The following is a 22,228-nucleotide window of genomic DNA, read 5'->3' on the forward strand; positions in this document are numbered from 1 at the left end:
GAGTGGATGTAAAAACGGGCGTTGGATTTGCCGTAGGCGGTGTTAAATTGGATAATACGTTACCTAATATTTTTCATGTTTACTTTGCATGCCCAAAACGTTTCTATCCAGAGGTCTTAAACCGTGAGCCACGAACAGATCCACCAGCACCTGTCGAACTGGACAGAGCGCGAATCTACCGCCGAAGCCATGATCCCGCTAATTGGACGCCTGTACCGCCGTAACAACGTTGTCACGTCGGTTTATGGCCGCTCGGTGATCAATCAGTCCGTGATTGATATCATTCGCGCTCACCGCTATGTGCGACAGGTAGAAGACAGCGAGCTGTCGGTTCATGACACCCTGCCAATTCTTCAAGCGATGGACGCCATGGAACTGGGGCGCGGCCACGTAGACATCGGCAAGCTGGCGGTTAAATTCAGTGCCGTTGGTGGTGATTTGAACGAGTTTCTTACGCAGGAAATCGGAACCATCGCGGGTTTGTACGCTTCCCAGTCGGAAGAAGACGCCCAAAATGACACCAAAGACATCGTGCTTTACGGTTTTGGCCGTATCGGCCGCTTGTTGGCTCGTATTCTGATTGAAAAAGCCGGTGGCGGTAACAACCTGCGTTTGCGTGCCATCGTTGTGCGCCATGGGGGTGCCGACAATGATCTCGAAAAGCGTGCCAGCCTGCTTCGCCGCGACTCCGTTCACGGCCCCTTTAATGGCACTATTCGTGTTGACGCGGAAAACTCCGCGCTGATCGCGAACGGCAACTTTATTAGAGTGATTTACTCCGCCGGGCCAGACCAAGTGGACTACACCCAGTACGGCATCAAGAATGCCATTGTGATCGACAACACCGGCATGTGGCGCGATGAAGAAGGCTTGGGTCTGCACTTGAAATCCAAAGGCGTCAGCCGCGTGATGCTGACCGCGCCGGGCAAAGGTGATATTAAGAATATTGTTTACGGCATCAATAACGACTGGATTACTGACGACGATAAAATTCTGTCGGCCGCCTCGTGCACCACCAATGCCATTACCCCGGTGCTGAAGGCTATCTATGACGAATACGGCATTGAAGATGGCCACGTAGAAACGGTGCACTCTTACACCAACGACCAAAACCTGATCGACAACTACCACAAAGGCAGTCGTCGTGGCCGCAGTGCGCCGCTAAACATGGTAATTACCGAGACCGGCGCTGCCAAAGCGGTGTCAAAGGCGTTGCCAGAACTGAAAGGCAAGCTCACGGGTAACGCTATTCGTGTGCCCACGCCTAACGTTTCTATGGCGATTCTGAACCTGAATCTCAAAACAGACGTGGATGTAGAGAGCGTTAACGAATACTTGCGTGACATAGCGCTGCACTCTGAACTGCAAAAGCAGATTGACTATGTAAACTCCACAGAAGTGGTGTCGACGGATTTTGTTGGCTCGCGCCACGCCGGTATTGTGGATGCCCAAGCAACGATTGCTGCCGGCAAACGCCTGATTCTGTACGTTTGGTATGACAACGAATTCGGCTACAGCGCACAGGTTATAAGGGTTGTTAGCCAGATGGCTGGCATCAACTATCCTGTTTTCCCCAAGCGCGTCCGCGGCTGAGTTGGTCGTGCTGGCTCTGAGATAATTGCCTGGCGAGTGAATAAAAGCCCCTTCAGTTTGTGCTGATGGGGCTTTTTTCTAGCGCGGTATAAACACACCCTCTTTACTTGGAGCAAGAAACGGGTGGGCCTTTGCGGTAGAAATGCCGGCCCCGACTCTCTATAATGAGCGCGATTTTGGTTATGTCTGACGCCCGCTTCTTATCCTTCCTTTGCCACCGGCCTGTGCTAGCGTAACGCCAACCGCCTTACGGCAAGCCACTTAACACCAAACCGGTGAGGTATGTGCGGGAAGTTCGAGGTAATGCGTCTGGCGTGGTAAATACATCGAATAGTTTATGATGATTGGATGAGGCTAATGATAAAGATCACAAAAGGCCTAGATCTTCCCATCAGCGGCGTCCCCGAACAGACCATCACCGACGGCAAACCGATTCGCCACGTGGCACTTGTCGGCTTTGACTACAACGGCATGAAGCCGACGATGGATGTTAAGGAAGGGGACCGCGTTAAGCGCGGCACGCTGCTGTTTACGGATAAGAAGACCAAAGGCGTTCGTTACACTTCACCGGCAGCGGGCGTGGTGAAAGAAATCAACCGTGGTGACAGGCGGGTTTTCCAGTCGATTGTCATCGAAATTGATGGCAACGAGGCGGAAACCTTCGCGTCTTACAGCGATGCTGATATTGCCGGCCTGGAGCGCCAGCAGGTTGTTGATAACATGGTGGAATCAGGGTTGTGGGCGACGCTAGTAACGCGCCCGTTCAGCAAGGTGCCGGCCATTGACTCCGCGCCTCATTCAATCTTTGTGTCGGTGATGGATACCAACCCGCTGGCCGCAGACCCTACCATTATCATTGCCGAGAACAGCAAGGCCTTTGAAAACGGCCTGAGCATTATTGCCAAGCTGACCGCTGGCAAGGTGTTCGTAACAGGCAAGCCTGGCTCAAACGTGGCAGTGCCCAAGTCTGATGCCATTGAAGTCAATCAGTGTGACGGCGTTCACCCGGCAGGTAACGTAGGCACCCATATTCATCACCTGGACCCGGTATCGCTCAGCAAAACTGTGTGGTCTGTGAATTATCAGGACGTGATTGATATCGGCAAGCTGTTCGTTACCGGTGAACTTCCCATTGAGCGCGTTGTCGCAATCGGTGGGCCAAAAGCTCTAAAACCTCGCCTGGTTCGTACACGTTTAGGAGCGAGTCTGGTTGAATTGTTGGATGGCGAAACCGAAACTGACTGTGAATTGCGCCCGATATCGGGTTCAGTGTTTGGCGGCCGACGGGCCGAAGGTACCTGCGCTTATTTAGGGCGTTTTGCCAACCAGGTGTCGGTGCTGGCTGAAGGCAATAGCCGGCACTTCATGGCCTACCTGTCGCCAGGCGTGAATAAATTTTCGACATTGAACATCTACCTGTCAAAACTGACCGGTGGTAAACGATTCAACTTCAATACCAGCACCAACGGCAGCGAACGAGCGATGGTTCCGGTGGGCGCTTACGAGCGCGTTATGCCGTTGGACATATTGCCAACCCAGCTGTTGCGGGCGTTAATCGTCGGTGACACGGAAATGGCCCAGAAACTGGGCGCGCTGGAACTGGATGAAGAAGATCTGGCTCTGTGCACCTTCGTGTGTCCGGGTAAATATGAATACGGGCCAATTCTCCGAGAGAACCTGACCCGCATCGAGATCGAGGGCTAAGTTATGGCTATCCGACAGTTTCTCGACGGAATCGAGCATCATTTTGAGAAAGGCGGTCGTCACGAGCGTTGGTACGCGCTCTACGAAGCGGTAGACACCATTTTCTATTCGCCCAGTTCGGTCACCAAATCCACCTCTCATGTGCGTGATGGCATTGACCTGAAGCGCATTATGATTACGGTGTGGCTGTGCACCTTCCCGGCCATGTTCTTCGGTATGTGGAACATCGGCTTTCAGGCCAACAGCTACCTAGCCACCAATCCGGAAGCTTTGATCGGAGACGGCGGTTTACGCACGGCGTTTATAAACGCCATGGCGGTCACCGGCGCAGGTGCTGGCCTGCTGGATAATTTCATCTACGGCATGGCTTACTTTATTCCCATCTACGTGGTGACCTTTGTTGTCGGCGGGTTCTGGGAAGTGATGTTTGCCACCGTACGTCGCCACGAAATCAACGAAGGCTTTTTTGTAACCTCGATTTTGTTTGCGCTGATTTGCCCGCCCACCGTGCCTTTGTGGCAAGTGGCTTTGGGCATTACCTTCGGCATCGTGATCGGTAAAGAAGTTTTTGGCGGAACCGGCAAAAACTTCCTCAACCCGGCGCTGACCGGCCGTGCTTTCCTGTACTTCGCTTATCCGGCGCAGATTTCTGGTGACACGGTATGGACAGCGGTCGACGGTTTTAGTGGTGCGACATCTCTGAGCTGGGCTGCCAGCGGCGGTGTTGAAGCTCTGGAAAGCCAGATTGGTTGGGCGAACGCGTTCATGGGTAATATTCAGGGCTCTATGGGTGAAACCTCGACCCTGGCTGTGCTGGCAGGTGGCGCTGTGCTGCTGATCATGAAAATAGCCTCTTACCGTATTGTTGGGGGCGTACTGCTAGGCATGATTGCCACCTCGCTGTTAATGAATGTGGTTGGGTCAGAAACGAATCCCATGTTTGCCGTGCCGGCTTACTGGCATCTGGTGATTGGTGGTTTTGCCTTCGGCATGATGTTTATGGCGACGGACCCGGTGTCGTCTGCCATGACCCACACCGGCCGCTGGTGCTTTGGCATTCTGGTGGGCGTGATGACCATTCTGATACGTGTAGTAAACCCGGCCTTTCCCGAAGGCATCATGCTGGCGATTCTGTTCGCTAACTTGTTTGCCCCGCTGATGGACCACTACGTTGTTCAGGCCAATGTCAAACGGAGGCTCGCTCGTGGCTAAAGTTAAAGAAACAGTCTCCAGAACGTTAATGGTCGCTTTGGTACTGAGTATCGTGTTTTCAGTGATCGTGTCGACCGCCGCAGTATTGTTGCGCCCGGCACAGATCAAAAATCAGAACCTGGACATTAAAACCAATATTCTGGCGGCCTCGGGCATGTTACCGGAAGCCGCCAGTGCCGAGCAGATCGAAGATATCTTCACACGCTTTGATGTTCGCCTGGTAGATTTGGATTCTGGCGCCTTTGTTGAGCCTGAAGCGGTCAATGTGCAAGACCCGATGAAGTACGATATGTACAAAGCCGCGTCTGACCCGGATATGTCCACCAAGATTCCTCCCAAGGAAGACCTGGCGGGCATAAAGCGTCGCCCTAACGTAGCCAAGGTCTATCTGCTGCGCGAAGGAGACGAGGTGAAGCGTGTTGTACTGCCGGTTCACGGTTATGGCTTGTGGTCGACTCTGTATGGTTTTGTATCCCTTGAGGGCGACTTGAACACCATCGAAGGTTTGGGCTTTTACGCCCACGCGGAAACGCCGGGCCTGGGTGGCGAGGTGGATAACCCGCGCTGGAAGTCCCAGTGGGTGGGTAAGCAGCTTTACGACGAAGACAAAACCGAGCCGCAGATCCGCCTGGTAAAAGGCGGTGTTGATGCCAATACTGCGAACAAGCAACACAAAGTGGACGCGCTTTCCGGTGCCACTTTGACCAGTCGCGGTGTAGAGCATCTGGTGAATTATTGGATGGGTGATCGTGGCTACGCGGCGTTCCTCAAGAAACTTCGCGAAGGGGAGGTCTGATCATGTCCGAAATGACCGCTAAAAAAGTTCTTTTTGAACCTATTTTCAGTAACAACCCAATTGGATTGCAGATTCTGGGTATTTGTTCAGCGCTGGCGGTAACCACCAGCATGAACGTCACCATTGTTATGTGTCTTTCCGTTACTGCGGTAACCGCTTGTTCCAACCTGGCGGTATCGCTGGTGCGGGCGAAAATTCCGAACAGTATCCGCATCATCGCCCAGATGACCATTATTGCTTCTCTGGTTATTGTGGTGGATCAGTTGCTAAAGGCGTATGCCTATGAAGTGTCCAAGCAGCTGTCGGTATTCGTTGGTCTGATCATCACCAACTGTATCGTTATGGGCCGCGCCGAGGGTTTTGCCATGAAGAACGGGCCTTGGCTGAGCTTTCTTGACGGCATCGGCAACGGTCTGGGCTATTCGGTGATGCTGCTGTTTGTCGCCTTCTTCCGTGAGTTGCTGGGCGCCGGTTCGCTGTTTGGCGTTACCCTGATGGTGCCGGTCAGTCAGGGCGGTTGGTACGTCCCCAACGGGCTGTTGCTGTTGCCACCCAGCGCGTTCTTTATCATTGGCCTGGCAATCTGGGCCCTGCGCGCCTGGAAACCCGAGCAAGTGGAAGAGGCAGACTTCAAAATGTCCCGCCACACCCATAAGGAGGCTTTCTGATGGAACACTACATCAGCCTTCTGATCAAGGCTATTTTTGTTGAAAACATGGCTTTGGCCTTCTTCCTGGGCATGTGTACCTTCCTGGCGATCTCTAAAAAGATCGAAGCCGCAACTGGCCTGGGCATTGCCGTGGTGGTGGTACTGACCCTCACCGTGCCGGTGAATAACCTGATCTACAACAACATCCTGCGTGAAGGTGCGTTGTCTTGGGCCGGATTGCCCAACACAGACCTGAGCTTTTTGGGATTGATTACGTACATTGGTGTAATTGCCGCGATTGTGCAGATCATGGAAATGGTTCTGGACAAGTACATACCGGTGCTTTACGCCGCACTTGGGGTGTTTCTGCCGCTTATTACAGTGAACTGCGCCATTTTGGGTGCAGCCCTGTTTATGGTCGAGCGCGACTACACCTTCGGTGAGAGTGTGGTGTACGGGTTCGGTGCCGGCGTAGGTTGGGCACTGGCGATTGTGGCTTTGGCCGGCATTCGGGAAAAACTCAAGTACAGCGACGTACCGGAAGGCCTGCGGGGCTTGGGCATAACCTTTATTACCGTGGGTTTGATGTCATTGGGCTTTATGTCTTTTTCCGGCATTTCCCTGTAATTCACCCGGTGATTCGGATAAACGAGAAGGCGAGACCATGAATACAGAAATTATTCTCGGCGTAGTCATGTTTACTGTGATTGTCCTGGCGCTGGTTGCGATTATTCTCGCGGCCCGCTCCCAGCTGGTCAGTACCGGTGATGTGACCATTGAAATCAACGACGACCCCGAGCACACGGTGCAAACCGAAGCCGGTGGAAAACTGCTGAACACATTGTCCGGCAGTGGTATCTTTTTGTCATCTGCCTGTGGCGGAGGCGGAACTTGCGCCCAGTGCAAGTGCAAGGTTTTTGAAGGCGGCGGTGCTATGTTGGCCACGGAAAAGACCCACTTCACTAACCGGGAAGAAAAAGAAGGCTGGCGTCTGTCGTGCCAGGTTCCGGTAAAGCAGAACATGAAAATTGAAGTGCCGGAAGAGTTCTTCGGTGTGAAGAAATGGGAATGCGAAGTGGTGAGTAACCACAACCAGGCCACCTTCATCAAAGAGCTGATTCTGAAGTTGCCAGAGGGCGAAGAAGTAGACTTCCGTGCCGGTGGTTACGTTCAGCTGGAATGCCCGGAGTACGAAATCGACTTCAAGAAATTTGCGATCGAAGAAAGGTTCCGCGAAGATTGGGACAAGCACGATATCTGGCGCTACAAGGCCATCAACAAAGAAGACACGATTCGTGCTTACTCCATGGCCAACTATCCGGAAGAGAAGGGCGTGTTGAAGTTTAACATCCGTATCGCCACGCCACCGCCGGGCACCGACCACAACCCGGGAATCATGTCGAGCTTCGTGTTTGATTTGGAGCCAGGGGACAAGATGACCGTGATGGGTCCGTTTGGTGAGTTCTTCGCCAAAAAGACCGATGCGGAAATGGTGTTTGTGGGTGGCGGTGCCGGTATGGCGCCCATGCGCTCCCTCATCTTTGACCAACTCAAACGTCTGAACTCCAAGCGCAAGATCAGCTTTTGGTATGGCGCACGTAGCGTACGGGAAATGTTCTACGTCGAAGACTTTGACGGCTTGGCCAAAGAAAATGATAACTTTGTGTGGCACGTGGCATTGTCTGACCCCCAGCCAAACGACGACTGGAGCGGTGACACCGGATTTATCCACAATGTGCTGTTTGAAAATTACTTGAAAGATCACCCAGCACCCGAGGACTGCGAGTTTTACATGTGCGGGCCGCCCATCATGAACGCATCGGTTATCAAGATGCTGAAAGATCTGGGCGTAGAAGATGAAAACATTATGTTGGATGACTTCGGAGGCTAGTAAAATCCCGATGCTATTCAATGTGGTTAAACCCGCCCGGGCGGTCATGACCAGTGTGTTTTTTGCACTGGTTGTGGCGGCCTTGGCGGGTTGTTCGTTTAAGCCGGAACAACAGATCTGGGAAATCTCCGGGCCGATCTTCGGCACCCGTTACCACATCAGTGTGGTTATGGAAGACGACCAGATTCGGCTTCAGCAACTTGCCGGCGGCATTGAGCAGGTTCTGGACGGCGTAGATGCTGCTATGTCTACCTGGCGCGAGGATTCCGAATTGTCACGCTTTAACTTGCTGCCAGACCAGTCCGATTGGACCGCGTTGTCAGTACCCTTGTACACCGTGCTGCTGGAAGCAGAAACGGTGTCAGCGCTCACTGACGGCGCCTTTGATGTCACCATAGGCCCTGTGGTCAATCTATGGGGTTTTGGCCCGGATGCGCGGCCAGAAAAAGTTCCAGATGAAGCCACGTTGGCCAGAATATTGGACCGCACCGGTCATGAGAAAATCGAGCTGCGCGACCAGCCCCCGGGCATACGTACCAGTGAAACGCAGTATCTGGATTTGAGTGCCATTGCCAAAGGCTTTGGCGTTGACGAAGTCGGCCGCTATTTGGTATCCGAAGGCATTAGCAGTTATTTGGTGGAAATTGGCGGTGAAGTCCGTGTTGGAGGGCGCAAGCCCGATGGTTCAGCCTGGCGCTTGGCCATCGAAACACCCGGAGATGCCGCCGAGCAGGTGAATCGCATCGTCGCGTTGGGCGGAGTCTTAGCGGTGGATAGTGCCCGGAATTATCGTGCCCTCGCTACGTCCGGTGACTATCGTAACTATTACGAATTTAACGGACAGCGCTATTCCCATACACTGGATCCACAAACCGGTAAACCGATCACCCATAACCTGGCGTCGGTCACCGTAATTGCGGAAAACTGTATGCGCGCTGACGCTCTGGCCACCGGCTTTACGGTGATGGGGTTCGAGGATGCCATGGCGTTGGCGGTCCGTCAGAATATACCGGCTTATTTTATAGTGCGCGGTGAGGCGGGGTTTGAAGCCCACTACACACCGGCATTTTCATCGTTTATTACCCAGTAGCGGGAGAACAGCATGGGTACCTTTTTATTGGTGTTTTTTATTGTGATTCTGCTGATAGCGGGCATGTCGGTGGGCGTTATTTTTGGCCGCAAACCGATCAGCGGTACCTGTGGTGGTATTGGTGCGCTGGGCATCAGTTCTTCTTGCGAGTTATGCGGCGGCAACACCCAGAAATGTGAAGAAAACAGCGAGCGCGTTGGTGGCGAAGCAGACGGCAGTCTGGGCTACGATGCCACTCGCCAAAAAAACTGAGCGAAAACAGACAATAACGTACAATTTGCGACCCAGATAAGGAGTTACCGCGGGTATGCCAGAGCATCAATACGACGTAGTGGTTATCGGCGCCGGACCGTCCGGCGAAGGTGCCGCGATGAACGCAACGAAAAACGGCAAGCGCGTAGCCATTGTTGAAGACAAAAACACCGTAGGCGGCAACTGTACCCACTGGGGTACCATTCCTTCGAAAGCCCTGCGTCACTCGGTCAAGCAGATCATCACCTTTAACACCAATCAAATGTTCCGCGATATCGGCGAGCCGCGCTGGTTCTCGTTTCCGCGTGTTTTGCAGAATGCTCAAAAGGTGATTGGCACACAGGTTAAACAGCGCACCCAATTCTATTCCCGCAACCGCATTGATCTGGTCAACGGCAGCGCCTCGTTTGTGGGTAAAAACGAGCTGGAAGTACGCGGCAGCAAAGGCGTGGAAACCCTGCACTTCAAGCAGGCGATTATTGCTTCGGGCTCGCGCCCCTATTTGCCGCCAGATTTGAACTTCCGTCATCACCGCATTTACAATTCAGACACCATTCTGAGCCTGTCCCACACGCCGCGCACCTTAATTATTTATGGCGCAGGGGTGATTGGTTCGGAGTACGCCTCTATCTTCGCCGGGCTTGGCGTAAAAGTGGATTTAATCAATCCGGGCAGTCGCTTGCTGACTTTCCTGGACGACGATATTTCTGACGCCCTGAGTTATCACCTGCGCAACAACGGCGTTCTGGTGCGGCACAATGAAGAATACGAATCCGTAGACGGCGACGACCACGGCGTGGTGCTGTCTCTTAAATCCGGTAAGAAAATTCGGGCGGATGCGTTCCTGTGGTGTAACGGTCGCACCGGTAACACTGACAAACTGGCGTTGGAAAACATTGGTTTGCAGGCCAATGGCCGCGGCCAACTGTCGGTAGACGACCATTACCGCACCGAGGTAGAGAACATTTATGCCGTCGGAGATGTTATTGGCTGGCCCAGCCTGGCCAGTGCCGCCTATGACCAGGGCCGGTCTGCCTCCTCTGACATTGTCCAAGACGATTACTTCCGCTTTGTGTCAGACGTGCCAACCGGCATTTATACCATTCCAGAAATCAGTTCGGTGGGTAAAACCGAGCGCGAGCTGACCGAGGCAAAAGTGCCTTACGAACTGGGCCAAGCGTTCTTTAAGGACTTGGCGCGGGCGCAGATTACCGGGGAGCCGGTGGGCATGCTGAAAATTCTGTTCCACCGTGAAACCCGTGAAATTTTGGGTATTCACTGTTTTGGTGACCAAGCTGCAGAGATTGTCCACATCGGCCAGGCCATCATGAATCAGAAAGGTGACGCAAACTCGCTCAACTACTTCATCAATACCACGTTCAACTACCCGACCATGGCAGAAGCCTATCGGGTAGCCGCGCTGAACGGACTGAACCGGATTTTCTAGCGGCTTTAGTGAGTGCCTGTCGCCTGCTGATTGCCCGGCGCAGTGACCCCACTGTTGTCGGGCAGAGCCCGCTGGTGACGGGTGCGATTGTCAAAGTAGGTTATGGTGCTGGTCGGGTAGTCGGTAATAATACTGTCTACCCCCATTTTTTCCAGTTCCAGCATGTCGAAAATGCGGTTTACCGTCCACGCCGATACGTGCATACCCTTGCGGTGGGCATCGTCTACCAGCTCTTTGCTGAGCAACTTCCAGTTAATGCACAGGTATTCCACTTCCAGGCGGCTGGCAATGCTCATGGGCCGAGGAAATTTGCGTTCTGCCACCAGCCCCAACCGAATATTGCGATTACGCCGGCGAATTTCCTTCAAAAAGTGAATATCGGACGAGGTTACGGCCACTTTGTCATAAAGCCGCCGTGCCTGAATGATTTCCGTTAGCCGGTTGCTGAGCACATTCATGCGCGGAGATTTATCGCTTTTTACTTCCAGCTGCAAGTGTTCAAGGTCGTCAAACTGGTCCAGCAACTGATCCAGGCTGGGAATCCCCACCGGGCTCGGCCAGGAACTGACGTTGCGGCGCGCGTCCATACGGGTCAGCTCTGTCAGAGTGTATTCGCTAACGTGCCCTTTAAACGTCGTTGTACGATTTACCGTTAAATCGTGTATTAGCACTGGAATGCCGTCTTTTGACAGCACCAGATCCAGCTCAAAGTGGCGTATGCCCTGGCGGTGGGCATGGACAAAGCCCTCCAGAGTGTTTTCTGGGGCTTCGCCTTTGGCACCGCGGTGTCCGTATACAATCATTTGGCCATTGAATCCTTAACAGTCTGATAAATTGCCTGGCGTTTTTTCCAGGTGTCGTGGCACAGATGAATGTCTTCCAGGTACGCCGGAAGTTCGTTCATCAGCAGCGCCTGAGGACCGTCTACCAGAGCTTTCTCTGGCTTTGGATGGAAATCTACCAATACCATGTTGGCACCAGCTACAACGCCCTGTGCGGTGGCGTGCATCACTTCCAGAATGCCATCTGGCGCGCGGTCACGGCTGCCCACAGAGTGAGACGGATCAATACACACCGGCATGCGGGTCAGGCGTTTTACCGTGGGCACGTGGGCGAAATCCACCATGTTGCGGTGGGGCTGGCCCGCTTCGGTTTTCATACCACGTAGACAGAAAATGACGTTGGCATTGCCTTCCGACGCCAAGTATTCCGCCGCGTTCAAAGACTCGTTAAGAGTAATGCCGAAGCCACGCTTGAGCAGCGCCGGGTAAGTGCTCTGGCGACCAATGGCCTTCAGAAGCTCAAAGTTTTGGGTATTGCGAGTACCAATTTGCAGCATGACGCCGGTAGGGCGCCCCAGCTTTTCCAGGCAGGTATCGATTTCTTCAATGTGGCTTTCATGGGTAATCTCCATGGCCACCACCTTGATGCCGTGCTTGCCGGCTTTTTCAAACACCCAGGGCAAGCAGCCTTTGCCGTGGCCTTGAAACGAATAGGGGTTGGTGCGTGGCTTGTACGCACCCATGCGGGTACACACTTCGCCGTGCTGTTCCAGCGCCTGCATCATTTGCTCGACGTGTTCGGGCACATCCACCGCACACAGGCCGGCAAAAATGTTCAGGTTGGACTGGTTGAATTCAACGCCGTTATAGGTAAAGCCGTTTTGACGATTGTCGTCTTTATGGCGTCCCAGAATTCGGTAATCTTCGGAAATGCGGATAGCCCGTTCGACCGCCGGCAGCGCTTCAATGTCTTCCTTATTCAGGCCTTTGGTGTTGCCCAGTAAATACACTTCGGTTAACCGCTGTTTGGCACCCTGGATTTCGTGAACGCGTACCGAAACGCCTGGTAAATTTTCCAGAAAATTCAACGTGGTGCGATAAGCGTCGCTGTCCATCGGTGTGTCAGGGTAAAGAATGGCTAGCATGGGTGTGTCCTCAAGGTTTGTTGCGCAACTTCCGCGCGGTGCCGAGCCTATATGTATTTCCGGTGATTAAGTTGCAGCAGTTCTGCAATTCGGCGAAGTAAGGTGCTCTTCGTATTCGTCAGCACGCCCATCCTTAAAGGCCACCCGCCAGCACCGCGTGCTTGTCGTCTTGGCTCAGGTGGCTATCAGGGCCGGCTCGAATTCAGAACTCAGCCGATGGCTTCGGCCCGTTGGCGTATCCGCGCTTCCAGTTTCAGCTGGTCGGCCGCAAAGAGCCGAATGCCGTCTGCCAGCTTTTCGGTCGCCATGGCATCGTTGTTTGAATCCCAGCGGAACTGCTTTTCATCCATGTGGATGCGCTTGTCTTTCGAACGGGCATCTTTCGGGCTGAGCTTGCATTCAAGTACACCCGTTTCGTTTTGGAGCGCCTGCATCAGCGCTGGGCTTATGGTGAGCCGGTCACAGCCGGCCAACATTTCAATTTGCCCGATGTTGCGGAAACTGGCGCCCATCACCGCGGTGTTGAAATCGTTGGTTTTGTAGTAATTGTAGATACGCGCTACCGACAGCACGCCCGGGTCTTCACTGGCTGGAAAACTGTCGCGACCGCTGTCTGCCAGATGCCAGTCCATAATACGGCCAACGAACGGTGAAATCAGCGTGACTCCGGCCTGTGCACAGGCAACGGCCTGGGCAAACGAGAACAGCAGAGTAAGGTTGCAGCGAATGCCTTCTTTTTCCAGCTGCTCGGCGGCTTTGATGCCTTCCCAAGTGGCGGCAATCTTGATCAGCACGCGCTGGGTATCAATACCCTGTTGGTCATAAAGCTCGACCATCCGCCGTGCGCGCGATAGTGTGCCGATGGTGTCAAACGACAGTCGGGCGTCTACCTCGGTAGACACCACGCCGGGAATCAGTCGCAAAATTTCGCCGCCAGCCAATACCGCCAGAATATCGGTAGCCAAACCAAGCCGGCCCGAACTTGCACCAGCCTGCCGTTTTGCCGCGGCAATGGCCTTGTCGACCATCGGCTGGTAAGCGGCAGACTCAACGGCTTTGAGCAGAAGTGACGGGTTGGTGGTGGCATCTTGCGGGCGCCAGGCGGCAATGGCATCGAGATCGCCAGTGTCAGCCACGACAGTGGTCATGGTTTTCAGTTGCTCAAGCTTGTTGCTCATTCGCGCTGATGTCCTGCTACGTCGGTTACGTTGGTAATAAAAGAGTACGAAATACTACAATAACGGGCCACAGCAGGTCGAACAAGATGACCAAAGGTTATTCAGCTATTAAATGGCATTATGCTTCGGTAAATGCTGTGGCGGCGTCGATTTGTGGAACTTTGGCCAGAGCCTGGCGCAAAACATCGAGTCCAGCGCCTGGTTTGTGGGCGTTTTCGCTGATGTAACGGCGGAATTGGCGCCCACCCGGAATACCGTGGAACAATCCCAGCATGTGCCTGGAAATATGGCCCAGATAAACACCGCGCGCTAGCTCTTGTTCAATAAACGGGTACATAGCTTCCAGAGCTTCATGGCGGCTGACAGTCTTTTCTGGCTCTCCAAAAAACTCGCTGTCTACCTGGGTCAGAATCCACGGGTTATGGTACGCCTCGCGACCCAGCATAACGCCGTCGGAATGGGCCAGATGCTGGTGGCATTCATTCACGGTTTTTATGCCACCGTTGATGATGATTTCCAGCTGCGGATACCTGGCCTTCAAGCGATACACCCAATCGTATTTCAGCGGCGGCACATCGCGGTTTTCTTTTGGGCTTAACCCTTCCAGTACCGCGATACGGGCGTGAACGATAAAGGTTTTACAGCCCGCAGCTGCCACCGTCTCAATAAATCCGCACAGCTCGTCCCAGGATTCGCGGCCATTAATACCAATACGGTGTTTCACCGTGACCGGAATATCCGTAGCCGCCTGCATCGCCTTAAAGCCTTCAGCCACAATATCCGGATGGCCCATCAGGCAGGCGCCAATCATATTGTTCTGCACCTTGTCACTGGGACAGCCCACATTCAGATTCACCTCGCTAAACCCGAACTGCTGCGCCAGGTTCGCACAGTGCGCCAACTCGCCGGCATTGCTGCCACCTAACTGCAACGCCAGCGGATATTCTGCCGCGTTGTGGTGCAAAAACCGCTCGGTATCGCCGTGAATTAACGCGCCGGTGGTGACCATCTCGGTGTACAGCATTGCGTGCTTACTGAGCTGGCGCGCCATGTAACGATAATGCGGCGTCGTCCAATCCATCATTGGCGCAACGCAAAACCGCCGAGAGAGTTTCGGGCTGACTGGCTTAGGGGCTTGAACGAATTTTGCGGTGTTTTCTAAAGGCACTGTAATACTCACTTCCTGCTTGATGTTGCCTGCTTTTAAGCTATCAATTCTATCAGGAAAGTGGTTTGGTTGGCCTATTGGATTGGGCCTGGTGTCACTGTAGAAAAAATCGTCAATCTCACCCCAAGTTTGCGCGGTACTTGGCTGCGCCACGATCTTCTGAGGAGTTTCGTTACGTTATTCATCAGCATAAATTTTTTTTGGCCTCTTTGAGGATGAATTACTTCAAAAATAGTCGCCAAACAAGCACCTTGTTCAGGCACAAAGAAGAAGTTCAGATTTACGCCGCTCGCTGGCTCTGGTATTACAATAACTAACGATCCAATATGGATTCCGAAAGAATTACTTCTGAACAGGAACTGGCCACGGTGGCCGGATGTCTTTTTTTAATCTTACCCGCTAATAAAGGGGATAGCCGTTAGGCACCAGAAGAGGAGACTTTATCATGGCCAGTCTTAACCAATTGCGTCGTGATCACGCCAACATGGCTCGGTTGCTTCACGTACTCTTGCGCAGGCACAAGCACTTGGAGCAGGGCGAACGTCCAGACTTCCATCTGATACGTGAAGTTGTGGACTATATTCTAGAATACATGGACGGCTTCATTATGCCTTTGGAGCGTCTGTACAGCGAACACCTGCTGGCTAAAGAGCCCGAGGCCGAGGCGTTAAGCCATCGAATGGCCGATGATTACCAGGCCTTGCGTAAGCGCCTGAACCTGCTTTCCGAGACGCTCGACATGATCCTGATGGATCACGTGGTGCCTATGGAGCGCTTTACCGAGGACCTCAAAACCTATCTTGATGCCCATCACGCTTACTTACAGGTCGAGCGTGAACAGCTGTTTCCATTCCTTCGCAAGCATCTGACCAAGGCGGAGCAGAGTAACTTACTCAAAATGTTGCCAGACGGCACACAAGCTAATTTGTCGCGGCTTCGGGAGGATTATCCGGAGCTTTATGCGGAGTTCAAGGAAGCGCCTTCGCCATTCGCCTGAACACAGAAAAAGCCCGCGCCTGTTGGCGCTGGCGCTGATTGCATCACCAAGGCTCGATGGCAGTGAAAATGCCGGTTTTTGTCATATCGCGCCGCAACTCACGGGCTGACAGGGCGGCATTTGTGTAGTCAACGTAACCTGCATAAATAATTTACCGAATCCATCTGGCAGTGGTCGCTAATTGCGGGCTATGCCCACAATGTAATTCACCGGTTGACGGTCACACCAGCAGCGCCAGAATGGCTGAGCTGTGCCGGCTGGTCGTTGGGTTAACCGGTGTTGTCTGTCGACTTCGCGCAGTAACACCAGACCGGCATCAGAGGTGATGTGGCCTCTGGAGAAATCGTCTTCAATCTGGTGGCGGGAGAGTGGGGAGAAGGTCAGTTTTAAAGGTACCATTTTGGATGCGGCTGCTGGTGCTTGGTGCATTGTTTAGGTTCTTGAAACTATCGTACTTTTAGCCGCTTCTTTTTATCCCCTCATGAGAAATTCGGGCTAGGAATAACCGCGAGAGATCACGGGCCTGAGAGCGGCCCGTGATTATTTCCAGACCAATAACCTCCCATCTCTCGATCCCCGATTTTTTGTTTTTATCCAGGGCCCAACTTGACAGAACCACGGTTCACTCCTTTACTGGGGCCTGAAATGCCTATGTAGAGGTCAGGCTCTTACAACCTGTTTTTACATTGAAAAAACAACAACAATCAATGATTGTCAGTGTCTGAACCACCGATCAGCCGGGGGGCTTACCGTGACCGACCATACCCAGAAACCGGCCGCTATTCTGGAAACCCAAGGCCTCACCAAAGACTTCAAGGGCTTCACAGCCATCAAGGATGTCAATCTCAGTGTCCAGACTGGCTCGATCCATGCCCTGATAGGCCCCAATGGGGCGGGCAAGACCACGTTTTTCAATCTGCTGACCAAGTTTCTGACGCCGACATCCGGCAAGATTATCTATGACGGTCGGGATATCACCCACGCCAAGCCGGCAGGCATCGCTCAGCACGGTCTGGTTCGCTCGTTTCAGATTTCTGCCGTGTTTCCCCACCTGACAGCCAGGGAAAACGTTCGCATTGCTCTGCAACGGAAGCTGCAGGTGTCTTACCAGTTCTGGCGCCCGATGAAAATTCTGGACCAACTCAACGAGAAGGCTCAGGCGACGCTGGAGCAGGTCGGTCTGGGCAAGTTTGGGGACGTAAAAGCGGTTGAACTGCCTTATGGACAAAAAAGGGCACTGGAAATAGCCACGACCATTGCGTTGGAACCAAAGCTGATGTTGCTGGATGAGCCTACTCAAGGCATGAGTGCGGAAGATGTGAGCACGGTGACCGATCTGATCAAACGTGTGGTCGAGGGCAGGACTATCGTCATGGTTGAGCACAACCTTAATGTGGTGTCGACGCTCGCTGACCAGATCACCGTGCTGAACCGGGGCGAAATCCTTGCAGAAGGTAATTATGACGAGGTTTCCAAAAACCCCGAGGTGATGGAAGCTTATATGGGTACGACTGATGCAGCCTGACCAGAACCCGGAATTACTGCGGATTGAGAACCTGCACGCCTGGTACGGCGAGTCTCATATACTCCATGGCCTGAATCTGACACTGCGCGAGGGTGAGGTCATTACCTTGCTTGGCCGAAACGGTTCCGGGCGAACGACAACCCTGAAAGCCATACTCGGGCTGGTCAGTAAACGCACTGGCTCCATCAAAATTCACGGCACCGAAATCATCAATATGCCGACGCACCGGATTGCCCATGTGGGCAAACTGGGGTATTGCCCGGAAGAAAGGGGGATCTTTGCCTCTCTGAACGTCGATGAAAACCTCGAATTGCCCCCGGTAGTCGCCAAAGGCGGGCTGTCGGTGGATGAAATCTACACCATGTTTCCCAATCTGAAAGAACGCCGTAAAAGCCAGGGATCCAAGCTCTCCGGCGGCGAGCAGCAGATGCTGGCGATTGCCCGAATCCTACGCACCGGTGCCACTCTTCTGTTACTGGACGAGATTACCGAGGGACTTGCCCCGGTAATCCTGAAATCTCTGGGTAATGTCATTCGCAAACTGAGAGAAAGGGGCTTCACGATCATTCTGGTAGAACAGAATTTTCGCTTTGCCGCACCTTTGGCCGATCGGCACTACGTGATCGAGCACGGTCAGGTGGTAGAACAGATTGATGCGGCCGATCTTGAGGCCAAAAAAGAGCAGCTGAACAGACACCTGAGCGTCTGAGCCTGTGGGCCTGGACCGCCTTTGTGGGTCCGACCCGGAATCTAATAACAAAAGGAATCCCAATATGTTCAAGCACTTGAAACAAGGGCTGGTCGTTGCAGTCGCTGCGGCGTCCCTCACGTTACCTCTAACCGCAACCGGTGCTTTGTCTGACGACAAGGTCAAGATCGGGGTGCTCAGTGACATGTCAGGGGTCTACAAGTCCCTGGAAGGCCCCGGTGCCGTTATCGCGGCTGAAATGGCCATCGAAGACTTTGGTGGCTCAGTCATGGGCAAATCCATTGAGTTGATCTCGGCCGATCACCAGAACAAACCGGATATTGGCGCCAGCACCGCACGTGAATGGATTGACGCCAAAGAAGTGGACATGATCACGGCGCTGGATAACTCCTCGGTCGCGCTTTCAGTGCAGGGCCTCGCCAAGGACAAGAAAATTATCACCATGAATACTGGTGCTGGTTCCACCGCGCTGACTGAAGAGCAGTGCTCGCCCTATGGCATTCACTATGTTTACGATACCCATGCCTTGCCAGTAGGCACAGCCACTGCGATGGTTAAAAACGGCGGCAAAAAATGGTTCTTTATCACGGCAGACTATGCTTTTGGGCATTCACTGCGGGATAACACCGGTGCGGTAGTAGAAAGCATGGGAGGCTCGGTCGTTGGCAATGTTAACGCACCTCTCTCCACCAATGACTTCTCGTCCTATCTGCTACAGGCCCAATCCTCCGGCGCCGACGTAATCGGGCTGGCCAATGCCGGCCAGGATACGGTCAATGCTATCAAGCAGGCTAATCAGTTCCGTATCGTTCAGAGTGGTCAAAAACTGGCTGGCATGCTGGTGTTCCTGACGGATGTGCACAGCATGGGTCTCGACATAGCTCAGGGTCTGCAATTTACCACCGCCTTTGTCTGGAACAAGAATGAAGAAACCACAGCCTGGTCTAATCGATTCAATGAGCGCCATGGCGCCATGCCAACAATGGTGCAGGCAGGTGTCTATTCGGCCGTGACCAACTACCTGAATGCGGTCAAGGAAACCGGAACGGACGATACCGAGACGGTTCGCGCCAAATTGGGAGAAATGACCCTGAACGACATGTTTGTGAAAGGTGGCAAAATTGCTCCCAACGGTTCCATGCTCCACGACATGTACCTGGTGGAAGTGAAAAAGCCCTCGGAGTCGAAAAGCGAGTGGGACCTGCTGAAAGTGATCTCAAAGATTCCCGCGGATAAGGCCTACATCTCAATGGCTGACACCAAATGTTCGCTGGTTAATTAACCTACGGCTTGACAACCACTTAAAGGGAGATAGCCAACGTGTCGATACAGGTCATTCTGGCCCAGGCGTTGCTAGGGCTTAATGTCGGTGTGTTTTACGCCATGTTGAGCCTCGGGCTTGCGGTGATATTCGGACTGTTGAACATCATCAACTTCGCCCACGGCGCCATGTATATGCTCGGTGCCTTTCTCGCATTGATTGGCTACTCCTTTCTGGAGCAGTGGTTCGGTGTCAGTGTCCAGATTGGTTTCTGGGCATCACTGGTTCTGGTGCCGTTGCTGGTCGGCCTGCTGGGGGTGCTTATTGAGCGCTTCCTGCTCCGGCGCCTTTACCAACTGGATCACATATACGGGCTGCTGCTGACCTTTGGAATCACTCTGATTCTTCAGGGCCTTTTCTCCAACTACTTCAACGTCTCCGGCACCCCCTATCCGGGTCAGCCGGAGAGCCTTAGTGGTGTGATGAATCTTGGTTTTATGTATTTCCCGACATATCGCATGTTCGCCATCGTGTTCTCGCTCGTGGTGTGTTTTGCCACCTGGTTCTTCATTGAGCACACTAAATTAGGCTCGCGTCTGAGAGCCGGCGTCGAAAACCCGGACCTGACTCAGGCGTTTGGTCTTAACGTTCCGCTGATGATAACCCTGACCTTTGCTTTTGGTGCTGGTCTGGCGGGGCTCGCGGGAGTGCTGGCTGCTCCGATGTACTCAGTCAGCCCCTTGATGGGGGCCGACCTGATCATCGTGGTATTTGCTGTTGTGGTGATCGGCGGCATGGGCTCCATCATGGGAGCTATTCTCTCTGGCCTTGCACTTGGCCTTATCGAAGGCCTGACCAAGGTGTTCTATCCACCCGCCGCCAGCACCGTCATTTTCTTCCTGATGGTGCTAGTGCTGTTATTCCGTCCGGCGGGACTGTTCGGTAAGGAGAAGTGAGCCGCTCATGACCAATCGTATCCTGTTTATTCTGATGCTTGTTGCTGGCCTGACCGCTCCGTTCTTCGCCTATCCGGTGTTTGTCATGGATCTGCTGTGCTTCGCGCTGTTTGCGTGCGCCTTCAACCTGTTACTGGGTTATGCCGGGCTCTTGTCGTTCGGCCACGCTGCGTTTTTCGGCGGAGCGGCCTATATCACGGGGTATGTCACCAAGGAGTGGGGCTTTTCGCCGCTACTCGGTATATTGGCAGGAACCGGGTTTACCCTGGTTCTTGGCAGCATTTTTGGCTTCCTGGCGATTCGCCGACAAGGCATCTATTTCGCCATGGTCACTCTGGCGCTGGCACAGATCATCTATTTTCTGGCGCTGCAGATGCCATTTACTGGCGGCGAGAACGGCTTGCAGGGCATCCCTCGGGGCGAGCTATTCGGATTCATTGATCTGAACAACTCCCTTGCCATGTACTATTTTGTGTTCGCCATTTTCCTGATCGGATTCGGCATCATTTACCGCACCATTTATTCGCCGTTTGGCGTCGTACTCGAAGCAATCCGGGAGAACGAATCCCGCGCTTTGTCGCTGGGGTATGACGTAGACCGCTTCAAGCTGCTGGCCTTTACTATCTCCGCTACGGTTGCTGGGCTGGCCGGAGCTACCAAAGCCATTGTTTTCCAGTTTGCTGCACTCACCAACGCCCACTGGCAAACCTCCGGCGAGGTCATTCTGATGACCCTCGTGGGTGGGCTGGGCACCGTATTTGGCCCGGTCGTTGGCGCCATCACCGTCGGTGCCCTCAGTCATGAACTCTCATCCTTTGGCTCATGGGTGCAGGTGATTCTGGGTACTATCTTTGTGGTTTGCGTGATGGTGTTCCGCCGTGGCGTCGTCGGCGAAATCCAGCGACTGGCCACCCGTAAAAAGGATTAGACACCATGCGTATTATTTCTGCACAGGAGGTGGCCGGCGCGCTGGCATGGCCGGCACTGATCGAACGTCTTGCCAATACGTTTCGCCATGGCGTGGAAGCTCCACCACGACACCATCACGCCATGCATCGGCCGGACGGCGAGGCCACCATGCTGCTGATGCCCGCCTGGGAACAGGCGGGGTATATTGGTATGAAAATGGTCAACGTATTCCCGCAAAATGCCAACGCGGGCCTGCCGGCCATCTCCGGTTTATATATTCTGTGTGAAGGCCAGCACGGCACTCCTCTGGCCTGCATCGATGGCAGTGCGCTAACCAGCCGGCGCACCGCTGCAGCTTCAGCCCTGGCGGCCCGCGAGCTGGCACGGCAAGACGCCTCATCGCTGTTGGTGGTTGGCACCGGCAAGCTGGCACCCATGCTGATCGAAGCACACGCCACGGTGCGCCCTATTCGCAAGGTGCGGATCTGGGGCCGTAATCCGGACAAGGCTGCAGCGCTGGCTGAACGTTTTCGCGACCGCTTTGACTGTGAGTCGGTGAATGACCTGGAAACCGCCGTCCCCCAGGCAGACATCATCAGCTGTGCAACCCTGTCGACCGAACCACTGGTCCGGGGGGAATGGCTGCAGCCCGGTAGCCATCTGGACCTGGTGGGCGCGTTCCGGCCAACCATGCGGGAAACCGACAGCCAGTGCCTGGTCCGTAGCGAAGTATTTGTGGATACCTACGCCGGCGCCATGGGCGAGGCCGGAGATATTCTGCAGGCCATCAACGAGGGTGCGTTCAGTAAAACCAGCCTGCGCGCCGAGCTGGCGGAACTGATCAGAGGCGACAAGCCCGGCCGCACGAATGACGAGGCCATAACGCTGTTCAAATCCGTGGGCGCCTCGCTGGAAGACCTTGCCGCCGCCATCGAGGTATGGGAAACCCTGGAAAATAACTAGC

Annotated in this window: 21 protein-coding genes and 1 pseudogene; 17 read left to right on the forward strand and 5 right to left on the reverse strand. The window is 53.8% G+C overall.

All coding sequences use genetic code 11. The features are described from left to right. Positions 1 to 123 precede the first annotated feature (123 nt). From MRBBS_RS05055 to sthA, 10 genes are all read left to right on the forward strand, one after another. The gene (locus MRBBS_RS05055; protein ID WP_014870357.1) at positions 124 to 1,593 is read left to right on the forward strand and encodes a glyceraldehyde-3-phosphate dehydrogenase; all 1,470 of its coding nucleotides are present in this window, start codon (positions 124 to 126) and stop codon (positions 1,591 to 1,593) included. 357 nt (positions 1,594 to 1,950) lie between these two features. Continuing rightward, positions 1,951 to 3,297 carry a Na(+)-translocating NADH-quinone reductase subunit A gene (locus MRBBS_RS05060; RefSeq protein ID WP_014870358.1) on the forward strand — a complete coding sequence of 449 codons (1,347 nt, stop codon included), beginning with the start codon at positions 1,951 to 1,953 and terminating at the stop codon, positions 3,295 to 3,297. 3 nt (positions 3,298 to 3,300) lie between these two features. After that, positions 3,301 to 4,509, forward strand: coding sequence for an NADH:ubiquinone reductase (Na(+)-transporting) subunit B (locus MRBBS_RS05065; protein ID WP_014870359.1), 1,209 nt, complete (start codon positions 3,301 to 3,303; stop codon positions 4,507 to 4,509). Beyond that, the gene (locus MRBBS_RS05070) at positions 4,502 to 5,305 is read left to right on the forward strand and encodes a Na(+)-translocating NADH-quinone reductase subunit C (RefSeq protein ID WP_014870360.1); all 804 of its coding nucleotides are present in this window, start codon (positions 4,502 to 4,504) and stop codon (positions 5,303 to 5,305) included. Before MRBBS_RS05065 ends, MRBBS_RS05070 begins: the two co-directional genes overlap by 8 nt. Positions 5,306 to 5,307: 2 nt before the next feature. After that, entirely contained in the window at positions 5,308 to 5,973 is a 666-nt protein-coding gene (locus MRBBS_RS05075; protein ID WP_014870361.1) for an NADH:ubiquinone reductase (Na(+)-transporting) subunit D, read from the forward strand. Further along, positions 5,973 to 6,581, forward strand: coding sequence for an NADH:ubiquinone reductase (Na(+)-transporting) subunit E (gene nqrE / locus MRBBS_RS05080; protein WP_014870362.1), 609 nt, complete (start codon positions 5,973 to 5,975; stop codon positions 6,579 to 6,581). Before MRBBS_RS05075 ends, nqrE begins: the two co-directional genes overlap by 1 nt. 37 nt (positions 6,582 to 6,618) lie before the next feature. Then, positions 6,619 to 7,845 (forward strand): NADH:ubiquinone reductase (Na(+)-transporting) subunit F, encoded by a 1,227-nt coding sequence (gene nqrF, locus MRBBS_RS05085; protein ID WP_014870363.1) that lies wholly within the window; start codon positions 6,619 to 6,621, stop codon positions 7,843 to 7,845. Positions 7,846 to 7,855: 10 nt separating this feature from the next. Beyond that, positions 7,856 to 8,935: an FAD:protein FMN transferase gene (locus MRBBS_RS05090; RefSeq protein WP_014870364.1), complete on the forward strand. Its 1,080-nt coding sequence runs from the start codon at positions 7,856 to 7,858 to the stop codon at positions 8,933 to 8,935. 12 nt (positions 8,936 to 8,947) lie between these two features. Further along, the gene (gene nqrM / locus MRBBS_RS05095; RefSeq protein WP_014870365.1) at positions 8,948 to 9,187 is read left to right on the forward strand and encodes a (Na+)-NQR maturation NqrM; all 240 of its coding nucleotides are present in this window, start codon (positions 8,948 to 8,950) and stop codon (positions 9,185 to 9,187) included. 55 nt (positions 9,188 to 9,242) lie between these two features. Next, on the forward strand, positions 9,243 to 10,634 hold the full coding sequence (gene sthA, locus MRBBS_RS05100; RefSeq protein ID WP_014870366.1) for a Si-specific NAD(P)(+) transhydrogenase: 1,392 nt from the start codon (positions 9,243 to 9,245) through the stop codon (positions 10,632 to 10,634). A gap of 5 nt (positions 10,635 to 10,639) precedes the next feature. Here sthA and MRBBS_RS05105 read toward each other — a convergent pair whose 3' ends face one another. The 4 genes from MRBBS_RS05105 to dusA all read right to left on the reverse strand — a co-directional run bounded on the left by MRBBS_RS05105 (position 10,640) and on the right by dusA (position 14,907). Then, complete coding sequence (locus MRBBS_RS05105; protein ID WP_014870367.1) at positions 10,640 to 11,437, reverse strand: glycerophosphodiester phosphodiesterase; 798 nt, start codon at positions 11,435 to 11,437, stop codon at positions 10,640 to 10,642. Continuing rightward, a complete protein-coding gene (locus tag MRBBS_RS05110; protein WP_014870368.1) occupies positions 11,434 to 12,561 on the reverse strand; it encodes a hypothetical protein in 1,128 nt (375 codons plus the stop codon). Before MRBBS_RS05110 ends, MRBBS_RS05105 begins: the two co-directional genes overlap by 4 nt. Positions 12,562 to 12,770: 209 nt before the next feature. Next, positions 12,771 to 13,739 carry a transaldolase gene (gene tal, locus MRBBS_RS05115; RefSeq protein WP_014870369.1) on the reverse strand — a complete coding sequence of 323 codons (969 nt, stop codon included), beginning with the start codon at positions 13,737 to 13,739 and terminating at the stop codon, positions 12,771 to 12,773. 118 nt (positions 13,740 to 13,857) lie between these two features. Then, positions 13,858 to 14,907, reverse strand: coding sequence for a tRNA dihydrouridine(20/20a) synthase DusA (dusA, locus tag MRBBS_RS05120; RefSeq protein ID WP_041635486.1), 1,050 nt, complete (start codon positions 14,905 to 14,907; stop codon positions 13,858 to 13,860). Between the two features lie 445 nt (positions 14,908 to 15,352). On the opposite strand from dusA, the gene MRBBS_RS05125 reads away from it, so the two are divergent. Continuing rightward, positions 15,353 to 15,904, forward strand: coding sequence for a hemerythrin domain-containing protein (locus MRBBS_RS05125; RefSeq protein WP_014870371.1), 552 nt, complete (start codon positions 15,353 to 15,355; stop codon positions 15,902 to 15,904). Between the two features lie 255 nt (positions 15,905 to 16,159). Here MRBBS_RS05125 and MRBBS_RS19325 read toward each other — a convergent pair. Further along, positions 16,160 to 16,303: pseudogene (locus tag MRBBS_RS19325) on the reverse strand (IS1380 family transposase); the annotation flags it as partial. A gap of 352 nt (positions 16,304 to 16,655) precedes the next feature. On the opposite strand from MRBBS_RS19325, the gene MRBBS_RS05135 reads away from it, so the two are divergent. From MRBBS_RS05135 to MRBBS_RS05160, 6 genes are all read left to right on the forward strand, one after another. After that, on the forward strand, positions 16,656 to 17,429 hold the full coding sequence (locus MRBBS_RS05135) for an ABC transporter ATP-binding protein (protein WP_014870374.1): 774 nt from the start codon (positions 16,656 to 16,658) through the stop codon (positions 17,427 to 17,429). Further along, positions 17,419 to 18,138, forward strand: coding sequence for an ABC transporter ATP-binding protein (locus MRBBS_RS05140; RefSeq protein WP_014870375.1), 720 nt, complete (start codon positions 17,419 to 17,421; stop codon positions 18,136 to 18,138). The genes MRBBS_RS05135 and MRBBS_RS05140 overlap by 11 nt, the downstream gene beginning before the upstream one ends. A gap of 64 nt (positions 18,139 to 18,202) precedes the next feature. Further along, positions 18,203 to 19,420, forward strand: coding sequence for an ABC transporter substrate-binding protein (locus MRBBS_RS05145; RefSeq protein WP_014870376.1), 1,218 nt, complete (start codon positions 18,203 to 18,205; stop codon positions 19,418 to 19,420). A gap of 38 nt (positions 19,421 to 19,458) precedes the next feature. Then, positions 19,459 to 20,355 carry a branched-chain amino acid ABC transporter permease gene (locus MRBBS_RS05150; RefSeq protein ID WP_014870377.1) on the forward strand — a complete coding sequence of 299 codons (897 nt, stop codon included), beginning with the start codon at positions 19,459 to 19,461 and terminating at the stop codon, positions 20,353 to 20,355. 7 nt (positions 20,356 to 20,362) lie between these two features. Then, on the forward strand, positions 20,363 to 21,283 hold the full coding sequence (locus MRBBS_RS05155) for a branched-chain amino acid ABC transporter permease (RefSeq protein WP_014870378.1): 921 nt from the start codon (positions 20,363 to 20,365) through the stop codon (positions 21,281 to 21,283). A gap of 5 nt (positions 21,284 to 21,288) precedes the next feature. Next, positions 21,289 to 22,227, forward strand: a complete 939-nt coding sequence (locus MRBBS_RS05160; RefSeq protein WP_014870379.1) for an ornithine cyclodeaminase family protein — start codon at positions 21,289 to 21,291, stop codon at positions 22,225 to 22,227. The last annotated feature ends 1 nt before the right edge of the window (position 22,228 follow it).

The organism is Marinobacter sp. BSs20148 (genome assembly GCF_000283275.1).
Taxonomy (GTDB): domain Bacteria; phylum Pseudomonadota; class Gammaproteobacteria; order Pseudomonadales; family Oleiphilaceae; genus Marinobacter; species Marinobacter psychrophilus.